Origin of the sequence: Methanolinea mesophila (assembly GCF_017873855.1) — an archaeon.
GTDB lineage: Archaea > Halobacteriota > Methanomicrobia > Methanomicrobiales > Methanospirillaceae > Methanolinea_B > Methanolinea_B mesophila.
On the sequence record NZ_JAGGKR010000001.1, the window covers coordinates 186,953 to 206,263 of the forward strand.

Sequence of the window (19,311 nt, forward strand, 5' to 3'; positions counted from 1 at the left end):
ACGGATGGGACCAGGGGTAACCATGTCTGAACATCACAAGAGGAAGGGGGAACAAGACTCCCCGCCTTCCTCCCCTCGCGGGGCGATGAAGCAGGGACAGAACTGGAATTTCGTGGTGCTCGTAGGAGCAGTGATATTCAGCTTCATCATCTGCGCATCGTTCATCGCCGCGGCGGACAGTTCCCCTATCCTCCCCGCCCGGTTCTACGGCAGCGTAACCATCAACGATCAGCCTGCCCCTCCGGGCACTCTGGTCACTGCCGTGGTCCAGGGAGGCGGGGGGAGCTATACGACGACGGTCCCCGGACGGTATGGAAGCACGTACTTCACCGATCCGAGATTCGAGGTCCAGGGGCAGATCAGCGACGGTGAGCCGATCTCGTTCTTCGTGAATGGGATACGGGCTGAATGTTACCCTGTGGCGACCCATGGGCCATGGCAGGACACGTATCCCTTCTACGCTGACGAGGAGATCAACCTCGACCTCCGGGCGGAGGGGCAGATGTGGACCATCGTAGCCTCAGCCGGAGCGGGCGGGACCATATCCCCGTCTGGCAATGTCCAGGTCATCGACGGTGCCGACCAGACGTTCTGCATCACCCCGGCCTCCTGCTACCGGATCTACGATGTCCTGGTCGACGGATCGTCCGTGGGAGCGGTCTCTGCATATACCTTCGAGGATGTGGACCGCAACCATACCATCGCCGCCAGTTTCTCACCGATCACCTACACCCTGTCCGGGTCGGCGGGATACGGCGGATCGATAAGTCCCCAGGGGAGCATGACCGTTCCCTGCGGCGGATCGCAGAACTTCACCATCACCCCCGACGAATGTTACAGGATCGCCGATGTCCTTGTCAACGGGTATTCGGTGGGGCCGCTCGATGTTGTAGTGCTCACCAACGTCCACCAGGATTACAGCGTTGAGGCATTCTTTGCACCCATCGTCTACAGCATCTCGTCCAGTGCGGGGGCCGGAGGGTCCATTGATCCATTGGGAGAGGTCCCGGTGGCGTGCGGGGACGACCAGACCTTCATCATAGCTCCCGATTCCTGTCACACTATCGGGGACGTCCTGGTGGACGGCTCATCGGTAGGACCGGTCGGGTCCTATACGTTCTACGACCTCGACGACAACCACACCATCGCTGCGGAATTTACCACGATCACCTACACTATCGTATCCTCCGCAGGAGCGGGGGGAACGATCAGCCCGTCCGGGGAGGGTGAATTTCCCTGCGGGTCCGACCAGACCTACCTCATCACCCCCGACCCGTGTTACATGATCAGCGATGTACTTGTGGACGGGGTATCGGTGGGACCGGTCGGGTCGATAACGTTCTACGACCTTAACGACGACCACACCATCGCCGCCGAGTTTGCCCCGATCACCTACACGATCGTCGCCTCCGCAGGTCCCGGGGGATATATCTCGCCGTCCGGGGAAAGTGAATTTCCCTGCGGGTCCGACCAGACCTTCACCATCTCCCCCGACGGCTGCTACGTGATCGCCGACGTGCTCGTTGACGGTGTATCGGTGGGACCGGTGGGTTCCTACACATTCTATGATCTCGCCGATGACCATACCATCACCGCCGAATTTTCGGTAATCGTCTATAATTACACTGCGACCGCCGGTCCCGGGGGCTCCATTTCTCCGTCGGGCATCATCCAGGTCCCCTGCATGACAATACAATATTTCCATATCAATCCCGACAGCGGGTACCACATCGAGGATGTAGTGGTTGACGGAGTCTCGGAAGGTCCCGTCCCGTTGTATATTTTCGGTCCCGCCGATGCGGACCACACCATAGAGGCATATTTTGCTGAAGGAGGACCCGTGTTCTTCGATGAGACCCTCTACGGCGGGTGGAATCTCTTCTCCACCCCGATCCTGCTCGAACCCGGGCATAAGAACCTCGACGAGATCTTCGCCCCGGACCAGCTGGAAAATATCGATATGATCCTCGCATGGTCGGGCTCGTACTGGTTTATCCCGGATGCAGATTACGATCTCAACCCGCTCTACGCGGTGTACGTGAAGGTTCACGACAATGAGTCCGCGACCGCCACGATCTACCCGGCGACTTCGGTATCATCGCTCCCCGCGAGGTATCTCGAGAGCGGGCTCTCGCTGATCGGGTCCGCACCTGCGTACAGCGGCGCCCCCTTCCCGTCGATGCCGGTCGACCAGGCACTGATCAGCATCAGGGAGGCGCCGGGCAACCTCACCGGATACACCATGGTCATCAGCCCGGGGCTCGGCCAGCCCGCCTGGGTATACGTCCAGGGTGCGCCGGTGCAGAGCGTCCTTCCCTTCAAGGGTTACTGGGTGGTGATGGAAAACCCCGACACGCTGTTCGGGTTTTCTACCACCCCTATCGCCTAAATTTATGAGGTAAAAGAGAAATAAAGTGTTATTACATGTGGAAAGAGGAAAAAACCAACTTTCCGAGGTAATGATCATGAAGAAAGGAATACTCCCCGTCATTGCTACCCTCGTCATCCTGCTCTCCTGCGTGGCCGTGGCCACGGCAGCCGACCAGCAGCCCACGCTTCCCCACGTGTTCTATGGCGCAATCGTAATGCCCGATGATCAACCTGTACCGGTTAACCAGGTCGTCGAAGTCCACGGCGAAGGTATCGCAACCGGCATCGCCGGAAACCCGCTCCTCTCTGGCGAAGGAGGATTCGGAAGCAGTGGCGCGACCTCTCCGAAGCTGATGGCCCAGGGAGCCATCGCGGCAGGCACTCCGCTCACGTTCACCGTCGGCGGAGTCCCGGCACAGATCTATGTGGTCTCGAATCCGGACGGGTGGCAGGACAGCATACCGTACGCACCCGGCGAGGTCACGGTGGTGACCCTCCGCATCAACACGACACTGACCGCAGGGACCACCCCCACCAATGTCTATGTCTATCCCACGGTAACGCTGAATGAGGGAAGCGTCGTTGCGTACAACGAAGTCGTCGGTACCGGCGGGGTCCAGTCCACCGGAGGAGCCGTGAACCCCGGATCGGTACCGGCATACACGACCCCCCCCACTCGTTCGCCCGGAGTTTCGGGAACCTCTTCCTCCTCCGGTGAAGTATCCGGTGCAGCAGCGTTACAGGGCGGAAACGGCGCGGCGTCCCCCGGCCTTGTCCAGGCACAGAGCCCGTCCGAAGGACAGCCGATCCCCGCGTCCTGGTACATCGGAGGCATCCTGATCATCGTGATCATCGCCATAGGCGGGTTCTACTTCGGCAGGATGAAAAAAGAGGGTTCGGACAAGAACGAGAAGAAATAATTTTTTTTTTGGAACACTGCGGGCCCCGACTATCCGCTCCCCGATCGCGGGCCCCGGGTGTTCCGGTACACCGCCCAAAATTTTACCCGGTCCTGTTCCGGATCCGCATTTCTCAAAAACCGGGCTCGCCGTTTTTTCGTTGAACCTTCCCTATCCGATCATTTTAAGTACGTGTATGTAAAACTTCCTTTACATATCACCGCGGCAGGACCGGAATACCGGACCGGCGCACCCTCGCCATGGGGAGTACCCGGCCAGGACGATCACGACGACGAAACGGCCGGCACTTCGGGAGCCGGGCGGTAATCGGTCCTGTTCTCATCCGAGGACGAAATATGGCTGTTCACCCTGTACGATATACCACATTTTTCCTGATCGCGATCCTGATTTTTTCGTATGTGTCCGCAGATCAGGGTAGTTCTGCCGCCATCACGGACGGGACCGGCCTCTCCGGAGATCGGAGCGGAGCGGGCGCCGTTACCGCATTCTCTTCGTACTCCTCGCTCCTTCTCGAGGAAAAGAGTACCGTGTCGTCATCGCCGGGAACCGTCATAGGGCAGGGAGAAGAAGAACCGGCGTCATCTTTTCTGTTCGAAACCCTCGGGACCACACTCCTCGGTACCCTGCGGGAGCGGGTATCCCCCCTCCAGGCATATGTCGAGGGAAAGCAGGCAGCCGCTCTCGCCGGGATCACGACCGTCCAGTTTACCAGTCTCAACAAGACGGTTGAATTCGAGCTCTCTCCTATCAACCCCGATTTCCTCGAATATCTCAATACCCAGGGATCGGAACAGGGGAGCGGCGTCCACGCCCTGGGGTACGTCCCCCCGCCCGCGGACCTCTCCCAGAACAAGGGAAAGCAGGTGAGTTCGTTCGACGAGAGCTTCAGTTCCGCCCTGCAGTCCCTGCGGGCCGAGTACGTTACCGCAGCGTCCGGAGCTGATTCCGCGACCGTCTCCGCACAGAGCGGGGGGACCTCGTTCGACCTCCGCAACCAGGGGAAGGTGACCGACGTAAAAGACCAGGGGCAGTGCGGGAGCTGCTGGGCCTTCGCCTCGCTCGCATCGCTCGAGTCGACCCTCCGCCCGGGGGAGACCTGGGACCTCTCCGAGAACAACATGAAAAATACCCATGGATACGACCTCACGCCCTGCCAGGGCGGGAACTACATCATGTCGACCGGGTACCTGACCAGGTGGAGCGGCCCGGTCACCGAGTCGCAGGACCCGTACGTGGCAGGGTCGGGCACGTCGTCCACAACCTCCACGCCGGTGAAACATGTCCAGGAGGTGATCTACCTCCCGGCGAGGAGCGGCCCGCTGGACAACCAGAACATCAAACTGGCGCTCCAGGAGAAAGGAGCGGTATACTCATCGATCCGGTGGGAGGACTCGTGTTACAACGCAAGGACCGCGAGTTACTACTACGGCGGGGCCTCCATCTCCAACCACGCGGTCACTATCGTGGGCTGGGACGACAACTACGACCGGTCAAACTTTGCGAAGGCCCCTTCGGGGAACGGGGCGTTCATCGTGAAGAACAGCTGGGGACCCGACTGGGGTGACCAGGGGTACTTCTACGTTTCCTATTACGACAGCCGGATCGGAGGAGAAGGAGCCATATTCACCGCTGAGAGCCAGAACAACTATGAAAACCAGTACGAGTACGACCCCCTCGGGTGGGTGGTGAGTTACGGCCTGAACAGCGACAGCGCCTACTTCGCCAATGTCTTCACCTCCGAAGGCCAGGAAGACCTGGCCGCCATATCGTTCTATACCGTTGCCACGAACGCCCAGTGGAAGGCCACGGTCTATACCGGGGTCTCCGGGGGGCCGGTCAGCAGGACGCCGGCGGCCACGGTCTCCGGGACCTTCGGCATGCCCGGATATCATACCGTAACGCTGGATAACCCCGTCCCGTTGAAGAAAGGGGAGAAATTTTCGGTGGTGGTCTGGATACAGACCCCCGGATACGAGTACCCGGTCGCAGTGGAGTATCCCTACAAGGGATTCTCAAGCAAGGCGACCGCCCACAAGGGCGAGAGCTACGTGAGCACGGACGGCAGTACCTGGACGGACATCACCACCACCCTCGCCAACACCAATGTCTGCCTGAAAGCGTTCACCGTGGCCGGTTCCTCGCAGCCGACACCCACGGTCACTCCTACCCCGACCGTATCACCCACGCCGAGCCCCTCGCCGACTCCCTCCCCGACCCCCGTGGTCACGGATCGCACGGCTCCCCGGGTGAGCATCACCGCTCCCCGGTCCTATAGCAGCGTGACCCCCGGGGAGTCCGTTGAGGTCCGGTGGACCGCGACCGACTCGGGCGGGATAGCCACGGTAATCCTCGAGTATTCGACGGACCACGGGGCGGACTGGACCAGGGCCGCAACGGGCCTCGCCTCCTCGGGCACGTACTCCCTGAAGGTCCCCGACGACGCCTCGGGGACGCTGCAGGTCCGGGTCACCGCGACCGACAAGGCAGGGAACGCGGGGAGCGCGACAAAGACCCTGATGGTGAAGTCCGCGTCCGGAGGTATCTCGGACTTCCTCTCCTCCCGGACGGAGGCGGCTCCCGTTCCCCTGCCTACTTTTACCCGCACAGCCATCACCGCGGGCTCAACCGTCGGCTCGTTCCAGTCCGAGGCGGGGACGCTCCTTGCACGGTGGGAAGACGACGCGGTCTCCTTCCCGGCGGTCGCCCGTGCCCTGAAGCAAGAAACCAATATCCCCGCGACCAAATAACGTGGTGTGATACCCCTGGAGCGAACCCCTCCCACCCCGGAACCTTCCCTTTCTCCGGGCTGCGTGCTGTGCCACGAAGGCGCGAAAATGGTCCTCTTCGTGACGGGCACCTGCAGGAAGGCCTGCTGGTACTGCCCGCTCTCGAAGGAGCGCAAAGGGCATGACCGGGTGTACGCGAACGAGAAGTGCATCGCGACTCCCGGGGATGCCGTCGCCGAGGCACGGAGGATGAGCGCACTGGGAACAGGGGTCACCGGGGGGGAACCCCTGGACAAACTCGACCGCGTGGTGGAATACTGCAGGGCCCTGAAGAGGGAGTTGGGACCCGGGCACCAGATCCACCTCTACACCGCCCTCGCACCCACCAGGGACCAGCTGGAGAGGCTGTCGGGCCTCGTCGACGAGATCCGGCTCCACCCCCCGCACGACCAGTGGGAGACCATCGCCCAGAGCGATTTTATCGCGTCCGCCCGCCTTGCAAAGCACATGGGGTTCGTCACCGGTATCGAGGTCCCCTCCCTTCCGGGGATGGACCTCCTGGAAGCAGCACTCCCCTATCTCGATTTTCTCAATATCAACGAGCTGGAATGGGGAGAGAGCAACGCGGAAGAGATGCGGAGAAGGGGCATGGTCCCCGAGGACGGGGTGCATAACGCGGTCATGGGCGCAAGGGAATGGGGCGCCGGGCTGTGCTCCCACCAAAAAGTCCACTGGTGCTCGTCGGGCTTCAAGGACTCGGTCCAGCTACGAAAGCGCCTGCTGCGAATCGCCCGGAACACCGCACGCCCGTTCGACGAGGTCACCGAGGACGGGACCGTGGTATACGGGCTGGTCGAGGGACTCGGGGAAGTCCCGGAGATCATCCGCGAACTCGGGGATGACGGGTACGAGCTCCGGGAAGAAGGATTGGAGACCGCGTGGTGGATCCTTGCCGAGCATGGAGACGAGATCTCCGGTACCCGGTACATCGTGGAGAGGTATCCCGACCGGGGAATCATCGTGGAGGTGACACCGCTCTGATGCTCCGGAGTATCGCGGACTCGCTGTACGAGCGGAGACTCCTGCTCCAGTGCCGCCACATCCCCCGGCACATCGCCATCATCCAGGACGGGAACCGCAGGTTCGCCCGCATGATGAAGATGCAGAAGAGCGAGGGGCACCGGCTCGGGGCTGACCGCACCGAGGAGATGCTCGACTGGGCGAGCGAACTCGGGATCCGGTACATCACCCTCTACTCGTTCTCCACCGAGAACTTCAACCGGGAATCCGAGGAGGTGAAGATGCTCTTCGCGCTCTTCAAGAACAAGTTCACCAGCATCACCTCCGACCACCGCGTGCACAGGAAGCACATCAGGGTGCAGATGGTGGGTGACCGTTCGCTCCTTCCGAAAGACCTCCTCGGGGCGATCGAGGCCGCGGAGGAGTCTACCGCAGGGTACACCGACTTTTACCTTAACATCGCGCTCGCGTACGGAGGGAGGAACGAGATCGTCCGGGCGACAAGAAATATTCTCCGGGAAGTGTACGACGGGAGCTGTGCTCCGGAGGAGATCGACCCCGACCGGTTCGAGCAGAACCTCCACGCGGGGAGGAACCTCCCCCCGGTGGACCTCATCATCCGGACCGGGAACGAGTACCGGACCTCAAACTTCCTCCCCTGGCTTGCGAACGGTCACGAATGTGCCGTCTATTTCTGCGCCCCCTACTGGCCGATGTTCCGGAAGATCGACCTCCTCCGTGCGATCAGGCTCTACTCCCAACGGGTGGAGTCAAAGGCAGGTAATTCCTGATCGTGAAGTCCCGTGCCAGGGAAAAAACCGAAAAATCAGTTGGATTTTATTTTCCGAACCTTCGCGCCCTCGACTGGTAGTCGCGGAGCGCACGAAGGAAGTCCACTTTCCGGAACCCCCTCCAGTTGATGTCCGAGAAGAAGAGCTCCGAATATACCGACTGCCAGATGAGGAAATCGGTGAGGTGGTCTCCCCCGGTCTTGATCACCAGGTCCGGGCTGTAGGAGAAGGTCAGGAACCGCTCGAAGGTCTCCTCGGTGACCGATTCCGGGGGGATGCGGTCGTTCGCCATCCTCCTGATGCATTCCACGATCTCCTCGCGCCCGCTCTTCCCCACCGCGACACATACGTGCATCCCGGAACCTGAGACCGTCTTCTCCTCTCCCGAATGGAGTTCGAGCCGGGCGATCTTCTCCACCTTCCGTATCTCGGGGAGAATGGGTTCGAGCGAACCGGGGTCCGTGGTGCTGATGTGAAACGTGAGGCTCACGATACCGGGAATTTCGTTTTCCCCCGCACTTTCGGCCCTGCTCCGCACGATGTGACTGATATCCCTGCTCCACCGGGTCACCTCGAGGATCCTCTGGGGGGCGAGCCGCACGTCCTGCTCGCTCAGCATAAAGCAGATATGCCCGGGGAGGAGGGAGATCCTTCGGAGCAGCGCCCGTTCGTAGAGCCAGTAGAGCACCTATACCCACTCCATGAGTTCCTTGTGCGACATAGTGTTCAGCAGGTCGGCGGCGGTCGCCCAGCCCCGCCGGCAGGTTATGACCCCGTACCGGATGTTTCCGAACTCTTCCGGGTGATGGGCGTCGGTCCCTATGGCGATCTTCACCTTCTTCCGGGTGGCTTCCCGGATGTAGAGGTCGTCAAGGTCGAGACGGAACGGCGAGGCGTTGCATTCGAGCGCGGTCCCGGTCTCGGCCGCTCTCTCGATCACCCGGGGGATGTCGATCTCCGCGGGCTGGCGGCGCCCGAGGATCCTCCCCGTGGGGTGGCCGATGATGTCCACGTGCTCGTTCTCCACCGCGGCGAGCACTCTCCTGGTCATCACGTCCCGTTCCTGGGAGAAGGCCGAATGGATCGAGGCGATCACCACGTCGACATCGGCGAGCACCCGTGCAGGGAGCCCGAGTGTCCCGTCGGCCATGATGTCCACCTCGGTGCCCTGGATCAGCCGGCATGAAGAAGACCTGTTCGTCACTTCCACCTCGTGCATCTGTTTTCTCAGTCCCTCCTCGTCGAGCCCGTGCGCGATGCCCAGGGTTGCGGAGTGGTCGGAGATCAGGATGTACTCGTATCCCCTCGCCTCTCCGGCACGGGCGATCTCTTCGAGGCTCATCACCCCGTCGCTCCATGTGCTGTGGACGTGGAGATCGCCGCGAACCTCCCTGTCCTCCACGAGGACCGGGAGCCGGCGTGCAAGGGCCGCCTCCACCTCTCCCCAGTCCTCCCGCAGTTCCGGAACAATATAGTCCATCCCCAGGAATGAAAAGATCTCCTCTTCGGTGGCGAACTCCGAAAGGTGGCCGGAAGACCTGTCCTCGAGTCCGTATTCGTTTAATTTAAACCCTTTGAAGATGGCGTACTCCCTCATCCGGATGTTAAACGGTTTGGACCCGGTGAGGTAGAGGAGCATCGAGCCGAACTGCTCCGGCCTGCTGAACCGTACGTCCACCCGCTTCCCGAGGCACCGGAACGAGGTCTTCTTTGCCCCCTCGTCGATCATCTCTTCGGCGACGGTACGGATCTTCGGGTTCGCCACCGACGGTGGTTCCTTACTCACGATATCGATATCACCGATGGTGCTCTTCCCCCTCCGGTAGCTCCCCGCCATGGCGAACGTTCCCGGTTCGAGCACCGGCACCACCATGCCCACTACCGCGTCCGCCTCGGCCCGGGTCATCCTTCCAGACCGTTCCCGGTAGAGCGCGATCGCTTTTAGGAACGATTCCTCTTTCTTCTCGCCGAATCCTTTAATGGCCCGGATCCGGTGCTGTTTCGCCTCCCGTTCCAGGTCGGCGATGCTCTGCACGTTGAGTTTTTTCCACAGCTTGTTGACCGTTTTCGGTCCGATCCCCTCGAGGGAGAGGAGTTCGATCAACGGTTCCGGGATCCCCGCCCGCACCGTCTCGAGCTCGTGGAACGTCCCGGTCTCCACGATCTCCCGTATTTTCTTGGCGATCGCCGAACCGATCCCCGGAATTTCCCGGAGCTGTTCCTCGTCAAGGCGGCTCACCGGGGTGGCGAGCCGTTCCACCACCTCGGCGGACTTGTAGTACGCCCGGACCTTGAACGGGTTCTCCCCGAGCACCTCGAGGAGCTGTCCCATGAAATAGAGCGTCTCTCCCACCTGGCGATTGGAACGTTCTGCCATCTCATTCATCCTGTCGTGTCATGCGGTTCTTTCATTACAGGGCCCGGAACTGGTCCCCGGCATCACAGGGAGATCTCTGTCCCGCCGCTCCTCTGCATCATATTCGTTCATATCGGATTTGCATACTCCGGCATTGCCGGATACATGGCGTATGCGTTGCACGGACGTGTGCAATGAAACTCCCGCCCGCAGCGGGCCGATGCGGCCGGACCCGGGATCGACCGGCGGTTTTTTGCGCCCATGCCCCGGATTCTCCTTTTTTAGTCCCGGGCCCGGTACCTGCGGAATTGTTCCCGGAGGCCCCCCCCGGCTCCCCCGATATCGCCTCAATCTTTGTAACTGACTTACCACGGATATATATTCCCTTCCTTTCGTACGATGGGACGGTGAACACTCTCCCGTAACCGGGAAAAAACCGGGGTTCCCGGGGGAATGTCCTCCGGCAATACCGGCATTATCCAAATCCATAAGAGTGTACAGGCATAAATTCTGGTATGGATCCTTCCGTCCGGGAAGACTACCTCGAGTCCCTGTGCAACCTGGAGAGCGAACGCGGAAGCCCTGCCGCCATCAGGGATCTCGCCGCGTTCCTGGACCGGGATGTCCCGTCCGTGACGAAGGATATTCTCGAGCTCGCCGGCACGGGGGATCTCCTCGCGGGTGAGGACGGCATGGTGACCCTCACCGTGAAAGGGCGGCAGGAGGGGATGAGGGTGGTAAGAAAACACCGCATCCTGGAATGTTTCTTCACCGAGATGCTCGGAATGGAACCCGACGCGGCCTCCCGGGACGCCTGCGTCCTCGAGCACGATATCCCCGACGAAGCGGTGCTCAAATTAAAAAATCTCATCTCGGGGTGCCCGCCGGGGAACTGCGCTCCCTGCGCCCGGCGGGGGTGGAACCGTGCCCTGCTCCCCACGCTCCTCGACGTAGACGAGGGATCGGAGGTGATCGTGCGGGACCTGATGCAGAAGGGCAGGCTCCACCGGCTCGCGGACCTGGGGATCCTCCCCGGTGAGCACATCGTGCTCCGGCGGCGGCTCAGCAACAGGTCCGTGGTGGTGGAGGTGAAGGGCGCCGATATCGCCCTCTCCGCGGAGATCGCCGGTATGGTCCTGGTGGAGAAGTCTCCATGAAGATAGGCCTCGTCGGCAACCCCAACGTCGGAAAATCGCTCATTTTCCAGCAACTCACCGGTCTCGGCGTCGAGATCAGCAATTATCCGGGCACCACCGTCGATATCAAATACGGGAGCGTCTGCTACGAGAAGGAACGCCTCCAGGTGGTGGACCTTCCGGGAATCTACTCTCTCGACGGTGATTCGGACGAGGAGCGGATGGTCCGTGCGTTCCTCGAGTCGGCAGCGGTCGATTGCCTTATCGCGGTGGTGGACGCGACACACCTGGAGAGGAACCTTTACCTGCTCATCCAGGTCGCCGAATACGGCATTCCGACGCTTATCGTGCTCAACATGACCGATGAGGCCGAGAAGAAAGGGCTGATAATCGATCCCGTGAAGCTCGGGGCGCTGCTCGGTACCGAGGTGATCCCCACCGCCGCGATCCAGGGCAAGAACGTGGAGCAGATCATCCCTTCGGCCCTCGCGAAGGCGAAGGTACCGCATATCGAGGTCCATTACGACACCCATATCGAGGCCGCGGTGAGGAGCCTGCAGTCGCTCCACGAGATCGACCGGCATGGCGCCCTCATGGCCCTCCAGGGAACGGGGACCGACGAGGCCCTTCTCGAGTCCGCAGGGGTGCTTTCGACCGAGATAGAGCAGCGGCACCGGATGACGGTCCACCAGATCATCGCCGGGAACCGCCACCACTGTGCGGCGAGCCTGGTCCGCCAGGTCGAGAAGGAGAAAACCCCGGGGCCCCGGTTCGACCCGGACCGGATCCTCTCCACGACATGGCCCGGACTTCCCGTACTCGCGGGGATCCTTATCCTCATCCTTATCACGGTCTTCTTCATCGGGTCGTGGCTGGAGGGGCTGATCGTCGAGGCATTCAATATCTATGCCGTCCAGCCGCTCCTCTCCCTCGGCCTCCCCCCCCTCGCCCAGGAGCTTGCCCTCTCCTTCATCCTCGCCCTCCAGGCAGGGCTCGGTATCGCGTTCCCCTTCATCTTCACCTTTTACATCTTCATCTCCATCCTTGAGGACACAGGATACCTCACCCGAGCGGCCTTCCTCGCCGACCGGGGCATGCACCGGGTGGGTATGCACGGGGTGGGGATCATCCCCATGGTGCTCGGGTTCGGGTGCAACGTCCCTGCGATCATGAGCATAAGGCTCCTGGGGAGCAGGAGGGAACGGGTCATCGCCTCGTTCCTGGTCACCATGATCCCCTGCTCGGCCAGGACCGTGATCATCGCCGGGATCCTGGCGAGTTTCGTGAGTATCCTCTCGGCACTGAGCGTGTACCTCTTCGTGTTCGTGCTGATCGTCATCACCGGTTTTTTCCTCTCCCGGATCACCCCGGGGGAGCAGTTCGGGATGATCCTGGAGATGGCTCCCCTGCGGGCCCCGAGGGCGGGACTGGTCCTGAAAAAGTCGTGGACCAAGATCAAGGAGTTCCTCTTCATCGCCATGCCCCTCCTGCTCGCGGCGAGCCTTGTCCTCGGGCTGCTCCAGTATTACGGCGTGTTCGATCTCTTCGAGCAGATCATCGAACCTTTTTCGATGGCGGTGCTCGGGCTCCCCGCGTACGCCGTAACCGCCCTGATATTCGGGATACTCAGGAAAGAGATGGCCCTCGAGACCCTGGTCATCCTTGCCGGAAACGCAGACCTCTCCGCCGTGCTCACCGCCGGACAACTCTATACCTTCGCGATCGTGAGCGTGCTCTTCGTACCCTGCATCTCGACCATCGCGGTGCTCTCCCGGGAGGTGGGGGCGAAAATTGCCTTCCTTGTGTCGCTCTATACTCTTATGCTCGGAATTTTGATAGGAGCTCTTATAAACCTCTTAATTGTATGTTGTGTGGGAAATGTATAGTTACAAGACCGGGATACGGCCTATAGACGACGCTATCGGAGGCCTTGAACCCGGGTCCAACATCCTGATCCTCGCACCGCCCATGAGCGGTGCGGAAAGGGTTGGATTTGTGCTAGCAAGACCAAGAAACGGAGAATATACCATTATTCTCTCGACAGACCAATCTTCACTCGAACTCACCGAAGATCTTATGGGCCGTACAGGGTCGGACGATCACATCGGGGTGATCGACAGCATCACCAAGATGTCGACCCCCGATGCGACCGATACCCTGAGGGTCAAATACATCGCCAGCCCGAGCGACCTCACCGGTATCGGGATCAAGTTCTCCCAGCTGGCGGAATCGATCTTCAAAGGTGAACTTGACAGGTCGGGGGAGCTGTTCCCTCCCCCGGTGAGGTTTTACACGAATTCGCTCTCCACCCTCCTGATGTACAGGAAACTCGAGGTGCTCTACCAGTTCCTCCATGTCCTGAACGCCAAGATCAAAAAGATGGATGCCATCGGGATCTACACGCTCAACAGCGAGTCGTTCGACGAGCGGACCATCTCACTTATGAAGCAGCTCATGACCCTGGTCATCGAGATAAAAGAGGAGAACGACGGGGGATATCTCAGGATACGGGGAAAACCCGAGATATCCCCGGAATGGAAGAAGTTCCGTATCGAACATGATGAACTGATGGTGGGACCATGATCAGGACTGGAATAACCGGGATCGACGAGATGCTGGGGAGCGGGATACCAAGGGGGAGCCGGGTGCTCTTTTCCCTGGAGCCCGGGGTCGATGCGAGGGTGTTCATGTACAGCACGCTCAATGCCGCCCTCTCCCAGGGACTCCGATGCGTGATCGTCAACCCCCTCGCGACGGAAGAGGTCTTTCGGAGCGACCTGCTAGAGGCGAAGGGGATCGACATCGATTCGTTCGGGGATTACGCGGTAATCCTCGACTCCAGGGAGCGTGACCGGATAAACAAAATGTGCTCCCGGAGAGAAGATCGCAGGAGAGAGTGGGATTCACTGCTGAAGGCAGTCTGCGAGCGCCAGAAGACCGAGGTCGTATTCGTGTACTTCGACCTCATGTACGAGGATCTCGGGCTCGAGGCGGCCGTCGACGTCTTCGGGGCCTCGTGCTGCGGAGGAAAACTGACCCTGGTGATGGAGAACCTGAACCTCGAGGGGCAGCAGCTCGTCTCCAGGTTCTCGGATGATTTCGCGTTCGACCTGATCATCACCCTGAAGTCCGGATACACCACCATGCCGTTCTTCAACTTTTTCACCCTCGAATACACGTCATGGTCGAAGGTGCCCACCCGTTCGATCCCCTATCTCATCTCGGACGGGACGATCCGGCTCTATATCCCGAAGATTGTGGTCACCGGCCCCGCGTCGTCGGGGAAGTCCACCTTCGTCTCCAATGCCTCGGACCGGGGCGTCTCCGTCGACCGTGGAGGCCAGGGCGACCAGACCACGGTGGCGATGGACCTCGGGTGGCTCCACCTCAAGGGGTTCGAGATCACCATCTACGGCACCCCGGGGAAGCCGAGGTTCGATCCCATCATCCCCCAGCTGGTCCTCCACGCGATGGGGATCGTCCTGGTCATCGATGTCACCCGGAAGGATACCCTTGAACGGGCGAAGGAGCTGATGCAGCTGGCCCATGCGGAACGGCTCCCCATGGTTGTCGCGGCGAACAAGATCGATCTCCCCCATTCCCTCACCGAGGAAGAGATCAGGTCGATCCTGGGCCTGCGGGAAGACACCCCGGTGTATTTCATCTCTGCGCTCAGGCGTGCAGAGGTCCGCCACGTGATCGAGTCTATGGTGGACCAGATCACCCGTTTTCCCTATTGAACGGGCTGATAGCGGGATAACGAATTACGGAACAATCGACCCTCGCTGAATACCGGATCGGGGAACAGGCCAGGCGTGAATGCGGGATGACGAACAGGATACAGGACAAAATACCATGCTGACATTCGTAGGACTCGGGTTGTTCGATCACCGGGACATCTCCGTGAAGGGGCTGGAATGCATCCGGCAGGCGGATGCGGTCTTCATCGAGCGTTATACCTCCATGCTCGCGGGGACCACCCTCGAGGAGATGGAACGGTTCTACGGAAAACGCGTGGAACTGCTGGCCCGAGAAGAGGTGGAGCAGGACCCCGAGCGGCTCCTCGCGTGTGCCGCCGGGCAGGATGTCGTGTTCCTCACCGGAGGGGACCCCATGGTCTCCACCACGCACATGGACCTCCGGCTCCGGGCCCACGAGCGGGGTATCCGGACCGCGATCATCCATGGCGCCTCCATCTCGAGCGCGGTGTGCGGGCTGACCGGGCTGCAGAACTACCGGTTCGGCAAGTCGTGCTCGCTCCCCTTCCCGGCGAAGAACTGGTTCCCCCACACTCCCATCGAGGTGGTGGCAAAGAACCTCTCTCTCGACCTCCATACCCTGGTCTACCTGGATATCCAGAAAGACCGTTACATGACGGTCTCCCAGGCGGTCGGACTCATGGAGGAGCTCGCGGAGATCAAGGGGTTCCCCATCCCGCTCTACGTGGGGGTCGCCCGGGCGGGCTCCGACCACCCGGTGGTAGCGGCCGGGAGCGGGGAGAAGATGCGGAATATCGACCTCGGCCCCCCGCTCCACATCCTGGTGGTACCGGCCCGGCTCCACGTGGTGGAGCAGGAGTACCTGGAGGCCTTTGCGGGCCTATGACGGTCCCTTCACCCTGCGACGAGCTCAGAGCCCGGCTTTCGGGAAGCAATGCACTCCACGCACCGGAGGGGAGCATCTTCCACCGGGAAGGAGAAGAGATCCTTGGAATGGCCCGGGCATATTGCAGGGATGCCGCAACGTTTTCCCGCGATTCCGACCTGGTGAACGAGTTCGCGGCCTGCTGGTACGCGCTCGCCTGGCTTGACTGCGGGGAATGCCTGGGAATCGTATCCACCTCCGGAGCCCGCCGGGAGTGGCCGCCGGGTCCTTCGGGGATCGGACCGGAGGAAAAGGAAAAACTCGACGAAAAGACGTTTCGTTACCAGCGGCTGCTCTCCGGAGCCTGCACCGGCCTGGAACCTGCCGCCGAGCGGGAGACGGTCCCGTGCGAGGCAGCGGACCGGGTCCTGACTGTCGGGCGGGTATTCCTCGCATGGGGTGGGGAGTATATCCGGATGGGCCAAATGGACGCCGCCCTCGCGTGCTTCAGTTACGGTCACGGGTGGCTGGACTGCGGGGTCCGGACCGGGCTGTTCAGGATTACCGGCGAACGGGACCTCTTCACGGTGTGATTTTCAGGCGCTCCCGGGGCTTCCCCCGCTATTGCGGCGACCCCACACGGGATATGCCTGGATTGTCAGGACAAGCGACTTCTAGCGGGTCAAGGAACCACATCCCGTTCACTGCCTCTCCCTTGGGAGAGGAGGAGCCCGGCCCGGAGGGTGACGAGCGGAGGGGACACTCGCCTGTCCCCGGTGCGAGGAAAGGGCGAGGGAGTGGGGCATGCTCACCAGTGCTTCCTGGTTTTTTTCATGTTCATTTGATGAACTCATCGGGAGGCTGTGCCACATGCTATCGTGGTGCATAGTCGCATAAACACGAGATTAAACCTATTATGTCCGGAGTTCTACATCCTGTCAATGGATCCGGTCAGGTGCACGGTCAAGGGAGTGTATGTGGCGGTGGGAGCCGCGGGGGCATCACCCGCGGTGATCCTGAATACGGGGGAGAACAGGTTCCTCCCCATCTATATCGGGCTCTGGGAGGCAATCTCCATCAATAACGCCCTGAACAACGAACTCTCCCCGAGGCCGCTCACCCACGACCTTTTCGTGGAGTTTTTCAAAAAATTCAATATCCGGCTCCTCTCCCTGAAGATCGATTCCCTTGAGGAGGGGGTATATTATGCCACCATGCTGCTTGACCGGGACTCGGTCGAGGCGACCATGGACTGCCGGCCAAGCGACGGGATCGCGCTCTCCGTCCGGTGCGATGCCGAGATCCTCATCGACCCCGGGGTGGTGGAATCGTCCTCGGTCCCCTTCGACGAGCTTCCCCGGTTAGTCGATCTCAATTCGTATTTCTCGGGTTAATTATACGGTCTGTGGATTTCCTGAACATGCCAGGCAGAATTATTTCTTCCGGGCCGCAAGCTCGTCGAGGACTTCGTCGAACTCCACGCCGGCGCCCCGGAGCGCGACCATGAGGTGGAACTGCAGGTCCGCCGCCTCTTCGACGATCCTCGCCCTTTCCCCGTTCTTCACCGCGATGATGAACTCGGTCGCCTCTTCGCCGACCTTCTCGAGCGCCTTGTCGATCCCCTTTGCATGAGTCGCGAGGCCGGACACGTAGGACCCGGGACTTGGGTTATTGTACCGGTCGTCGATGACCGCCCATAGTTCCCCGAGCTGGTCGCACGGGCTCATTCCGCCGCCTCCGTGAGGAGTACCTCACCGATCTCCAGGTTGAAAAACCTCCTGGTGAGGAGCCGCGCCTTCTCGATATTGCAGCCGCCTTTCCCGATGGCGATCCCGAGGTCGCTCTTTCGCCTGACATACACGTTCAGGTGACCGCTCGCCGGGTCATGCTCCACCCGCTCCACCTCTGCCGGCTTGAAGATATTCGTGACGAACTCATCGCGGTCTTCGGAGTATTCCACCATCTCCACCCGCTTTCCGAGGACATTCTGGAGTCTTTTAATATTTTCTCCTTTCTTCCCGATTGCAAGCCCCATATCACCCTGTTTCACGATATAGATGACGCGTTCGAACCTGTCGTCGATGATACAATCAAGGGCGGTGGATTTGGTGAGTATACGTAATTCTTCGATATATCTTCGTTCTTTAAATCCGATACTACGATCCATTTATAAATCCTGCATAATATATTCCCGATCTCCCATTAAATGTATTGGTTTCGGCCACAGGATGTGCCGAATGGATATTATCGTTACGATTCCGGCCTGTTTCCGACTGTGGCCAAAGGATACAGAACTTTACCAGGTCATCAGATGCCGGCCCCCGACAGGTGTCACATCGGTAGCATTGGTAGGTCGATTGTTGCGTCCCGTAGCGATAGGTGTCTTTTCCGGAATATGAAACTTTTTTAGTTCCGGAACCAGGTTCCAGGATACATGCGGGGTTATTCCGGGAGGCCGGTCATGGAGGACGCTCGAGGTGGGGTGAAATCTCACGGCGTAGCCGGTCACGCTTCGTGAATAACGCGACGGCCCACTGGTGATCAAAAAAGATTAATTTATGAGATAGTTTACCGACACCGTAGCACTTACCGTGACCTGGCCCGGTTCGACGGGGGTCGGGACCGCCGCGGACATGTCCGCCGCACCCGCATTTACCGAGCGGTACATCACCGGCGGGTAATAGGATCCCACGGTGGCGTCCTGCACCCCGATGATAGTCACCCCGAGGGCTGCCGCGACTGCGTCCGCGTCGGCCCGGGTGCGTGTGACCGCCTCGGTAAGGACCTCGTTACGGAGCGATTGCTCCTTTTCGGGGCTCAGACTGAACGCGATGTTCTGCACCTGGTTCGCACCGGCTGCGATCGCGGCATCGATCACCGCACCGGTCATGCCTACATCGGTCAGCGTGACCTGCACGGTGTTGGTGACCTGGTAATACTTCACCTTCTGGCCGAAGAGGTTCGAGCTCTGGTCATACACAGGGTAGACCGAATATCCCGTGGTCTGGATGTTCTCCTTCGGGACTCCGGTCGCGAGGATGGCATCCACCACCTTGTTCATGATCTGTGCGTTCTCCTGCTGTGCGGTCATCACGTCGGCGTTCTCGGTCTGGACCCCGAGATACACGTCGGCACGGTCAGGCGTTGCAAGCACTTCTCCCGTTGCAGAGGTGGAGATGGTCTTCACATCGGGCGAGACCCCGGTCTGTGCCGTGACGGGTGCGAAGCAGAGTGCGCAGAGCACCATGATCACCGCCGCCATGAGCGTTATTTTTCGCGTTAAATAACTCATACGGCATAGTAGCACACAAATATTCAAAAACTTTTCTTAAAATGCGAAAATATTCGCAATTATCTGGAAGACCCGCCCTCCCGCTCACCCATGAAACCTCCCGGCCTGGCAAAAGT

Annotated in this window: 17 protein-coding genes; 12 read left to right on the forward strand and 5 right to left on the reverse strand. The window is 60.4% G+C overall.

All coding sequences use genetic code 11. From position 1 onward, the window contains the following. The first annotated feature begins 22 nt into the window (after positions 1-22). The 5 genes from J2741_RS00895 to uppS all read left to right on the forward strand — a co-directional run bounded on the left by J2741_RS00895 (position 23) and on the right by uppS (position 7,827). Positions 23-2,389, forward strand: coding sequence for an InlB B-repeat-containing protein (locus tag J2741_RS00895; RefSeq protein ID WP_209673179.1), 2,367 nt, complete (start codon positions 23-25; stop codon positions 2,387-2,389). A gap of 76 nt (positions 2,390-2,465) precedes the next feature. Next, entirely contained in the window at positions 2,466-3,290 is an 825-nt protein-coding gene (locus J2741_RS00900; protein WP_209673180.1) for a hypothetical protein, read from the forward strand. A 335-nt stretch (positions 3,291-3,625) separates the two neighbouring features. Beyond that, complete coding sequence (locus tag J2741_RS00905; RefSeq protein WP_209673181.1) at positions 3,626-6,037, forward strand: lectin like domain-containing protein; 2,412 nt, start codon at positions 3,626-3,628, stop codon at positions 6,035-6,037. A gap of 87 nt (positions 6,038-6,124) precedes the next feature. Next, on the forward strand, positions 6,125-7,057 hold the full coding sequence (locus J2741_RS00910; RefSeq protein ID WP_209673182.1) for a radical SAM protein: 933 nt from the start codon (positions 6,125-6,127) through the stop codon (positions 7,055-7,057). After that, entirely contained in the window at positions 7,057-7,827 is a 771-nt protein-coding gene (gene uppS, locus J2741_RS00915) for a polyprenyl diphosphate synthase (RefSeq protein ID WP_209673183.1), read from the forward strand. The genes J2741_RS00910 and uppS overlap by 1 nt, the downstream gene beginning before the upstream one ends. 46 nt (positions 7,828-7,873) lie before the next feature. Here the strand turns inward: uppS and J2741_RS00920 are convergent, their stop codons facing one another. Both J2741_RS00920 and polX read right to left on the reverse strand, forming a co-directional pair. Then, complete coding sequence (locus J2741_RS00920; protein ID WP_209673184.1) at positions 7,874-8,515, reverse strand: undecaprenyl diphosphate synthase family protein; 642 nt, start codon at positions 8,513-8,515, stop codon at positions 7,874-7,876. Continuing rightward, the gene (gene polX / locus J2741_RS00925; RefSeq protein ID WP_245249328.1) at positions 8,516-10,204 is read right to left on the reverse strand and encodes a DNA polymerase/3'-5' exonuclease PolX; all 1,689 of its coding nucleotides are present in this window, start codon (positions 10,202-10,204) and stop codon (positions 8,516-8,518) included. 494 nt (positions 10,205-10,698) lie between these two features. Between polX and J2741_RS00930 the strand changes: the two genes are divergently transcribed. The 7 genes from J2741_RS00930 (at position 10,699) to J2741_RS00960 (ending at position 17,297) form a co-directional block, all read left to right on the forward strand. Then, positions 10,699-11,340: a metal-dependent transcriptional regulator gene (locus J2741_RS00930; RefSeq protein WP_209673186.1), complete on the forward strand. Its 642-nt coding sequence runs from the start codon at positions 10,699-10,701 to the stop codon at positions 11,338-11,340. Beyond that, complete coding sequence (gene feoB, locus J2741_RS00935; RefSeq protein WP_209673187.1) at positions 11,337-13,205, forward strand: ferrous iron transport protein B; 1,869 nt, start codon at positions 11,337-11,339, stop codon at positions 13,203-13,205. Before J2741_RS00930 ends, feoB begins: the two co-directional genes overlap by 4 nt. Beyond that, a complete protein-coding gene (locus J2741_RS00940) occupies positions 13,198-13,902 on the forward strand; it encodes an RAD55 family ATPase (RefSeq protein ID WP_209675388.1) in 705 nt (234 codons plus the stop codon). Before feoB ends, J2741_RS00940 begins: the two co-directional genes overlap by 8 nt. After that, on the forward strand, positions 13,899-15,059 hold the full coding sequence (locus J2741_RS00945; protein WP_209673188.1) for a GTP-binding protein: 1,161 nt from the start codon (positions 13,899-13,901) through the stop codon (positions 15,057-15,059). The genes J2741_RS00940 and J2741_RS00945 overlap by 4 nt, the downstream gene beginning before the upstream one ends. Positions 15,060-15,174: 115 nt before the next feature. Continuing rightward, positions 15,175-15,924: a diphthine synthase gene (gene dph5, locus J2741_RS00950; protein ID WP_209675389.1), complete on the forward strand. Its 750-nt coding sequence runs from the start codon at positions 15,175-15,177 to the stop codon at positions 15,922-15,924. After that, positions 15,921-16,496 (forward strand): DUF357 domain-containing protein, encoded by a 576-nt coding sequence (locus J2741_RS00955; protein ID WP_209673189.1) that lies wholly within the window; start codon positions 15,921-15,923, stop codon positions 16,494-16,496. Before dph5 ends, J2741_RS00955 begins: the two co-directional genes overlap by 4 nt. Positions 16,497-16,844: 348 nt before the next feature. Next, positions 16,845-17,297, forward strand: coding sequence for a bifunctional nuclease family protein (locus J2741_RS00960; RefSeq protein ID WP_209673190.1), 453 nt, complete (start codon positions 16,845-16,847; stop codon positions 17,295-17,297). A 39-nt stretch (positions 17,298-17,336) separates the two neighbouring features. On the opposite strand, the gene hisE is transcribed toward J2741_RS00960, so the two are convergent. The 3 genes from hisE to J2741_RS00975 form a co-directional block, all read right to left on the reverse strand. Further along, positions 17,337-17,630 carry a phosphoribosyl-ATP diphosphatase gene (gene hisE / locus J2741_RS00965; RefSeq protein ID WP_209673191.1) on the reverse strand — a complete coding sequence of 98 codons (294 nt, stop codon included), beginning with the start codon at positions 17,628-17,630 and terminating at the stop codon, positions 17,337-17,339. Continuing rightward, positions 17,627-18,070 (reverse strand): NusA-like transcription termination signal-binding factor, encoded by a 444-nt coding sequence (locus J2741_RS00970; protein ID WP_209673192.1) that lies wholly within the window; start codon positions 18,068-18,070, stop codon positions 17,627-17,629. Before J2741_RS00970 ends, hisE begins: the two co-directional genes overlap by 4 nt. Before the next feature lie 384 nt (positions 18,071-18,454). Next, on the reverse strand, positions 18,455-19,195 hold the full coding sequence (locus J2741_RS00975; RefSeq protein WP_209673193.1) for an SIMPL domain-containing protein: 741 nt from the start codon (positions 19,193-19,195) through the stop codon (positions 18,455-18,457). Between the last annotated feature and the right edge of the window lie 116 nt (positions 19,196-19,311).

Bases quoted from the DNA above. Each gene is read 5' to 3' on its own strand.
- J2741_RS00895 (WP_209673179.1), top strand. From the start codon at position 23: ATGTCTGAACATCACAAGAGGAAGGGGGAACAAGACTCCCCGCCTTCC.
- J2741_RS00900 (WP_209673180.1), top strand. From the start codon at position 2,466: ATGAAGAAAGGAATACTCCCCGTCATTGCTACCCTCGTCATCCTGCTC.
- J2741_RS00905 (WP_209673181.1), top strand. From the start codon at position 3,626: ATGGCTGTTCACCCTGTACGATATACCACATTTTTCCTGATCGCGATC.
- J2741_RS00910 (WP_209673182.1), top strand. From the start codon at position 6,125: ATGGTCCTCTTCGTGACGGGCACCTGCAGGAAGGCCTGCTGGTACTGC.
- uppS (WP_209673183.1), top strand. From the start codon at position 7,057: ATGCTCCGGAGTATCGCGGACTCGCTGTACGAGCGGAGACTCCTGCTC.
- polX (WP_245249328.1), bottom strand. From the start codon at position 10,204: ATGGCAGAACGTTCCAATCGCCAGGTGGGAGAGACGCTCTATTTCATG.
- J2741_RS00930 (WP_209673186.1), top strand. From the start codon at position 10,699: ATGGATCCTTCCGTCCGGGAAGACTACCTCGAGTCCCTGTGCAACCTG.
- feoB (WP_209673187.1), top strand. From the start codon at position 11,337: ATGAAGATAGGCCTCGTCGGCAACCCCAACGTCGGAAAATCGCTCATT.
- J2741_RS00940 (WP_209675388.1), top strand. From the start codon at position 13,198: ATGTATAGTTACAAGACCGGGATACGGCCTATAGACGACGCTATCGGA.
- J2741_RS00945 (WP_209673188.1), top strand. From the start codon at position 13,899: ATGATCAGGACTGGAATAACCGGGATCGACGAGATGCTGGGGAGCGGG.
- dph5 (WP_209675389.1), top strand. From the start codon at position 15,175: ATGCTGACATTCGTAGGACTCGGGTTGTTCGATCACCGGGACATCTCC.
- J2741_RS00955 (WP_209673189.1), top strand. From the start codon at position 15,921: ATGACGGTCCCTTCACCCTGCGACGAGCTCAGAGCCCGGCTTTCGGGA.
- J2741_RS00960 (WP_209673190.1), top strand. From the start codon at position 16,845: ATGGATCCGGTCAGGTGCACGGTCAAGGGAGTGTATGTGGCGGTGGGA.
- hisE (WP_209673191.1), bottom strand. From the start codon at position 17,630: ATGAGCCCGTGCGACCAGCTCGGGGAACTATGGGCGGTCATCGACGAC.
- J2741_RS00970 (WP_209673192.1), bottom strand. From the start codon at position 18,070: ATGGATCGTAGTATCGGATTTAAAGAACGAAGATATATCGAAGAATTA.
- J2741_RS00975 (WP_209673193.1), bottom strand. From the start codon at position 19,195: ATGAGTTATTTAACGCGAAAAATAACGCTCATGGCGGCGGTGATCATG.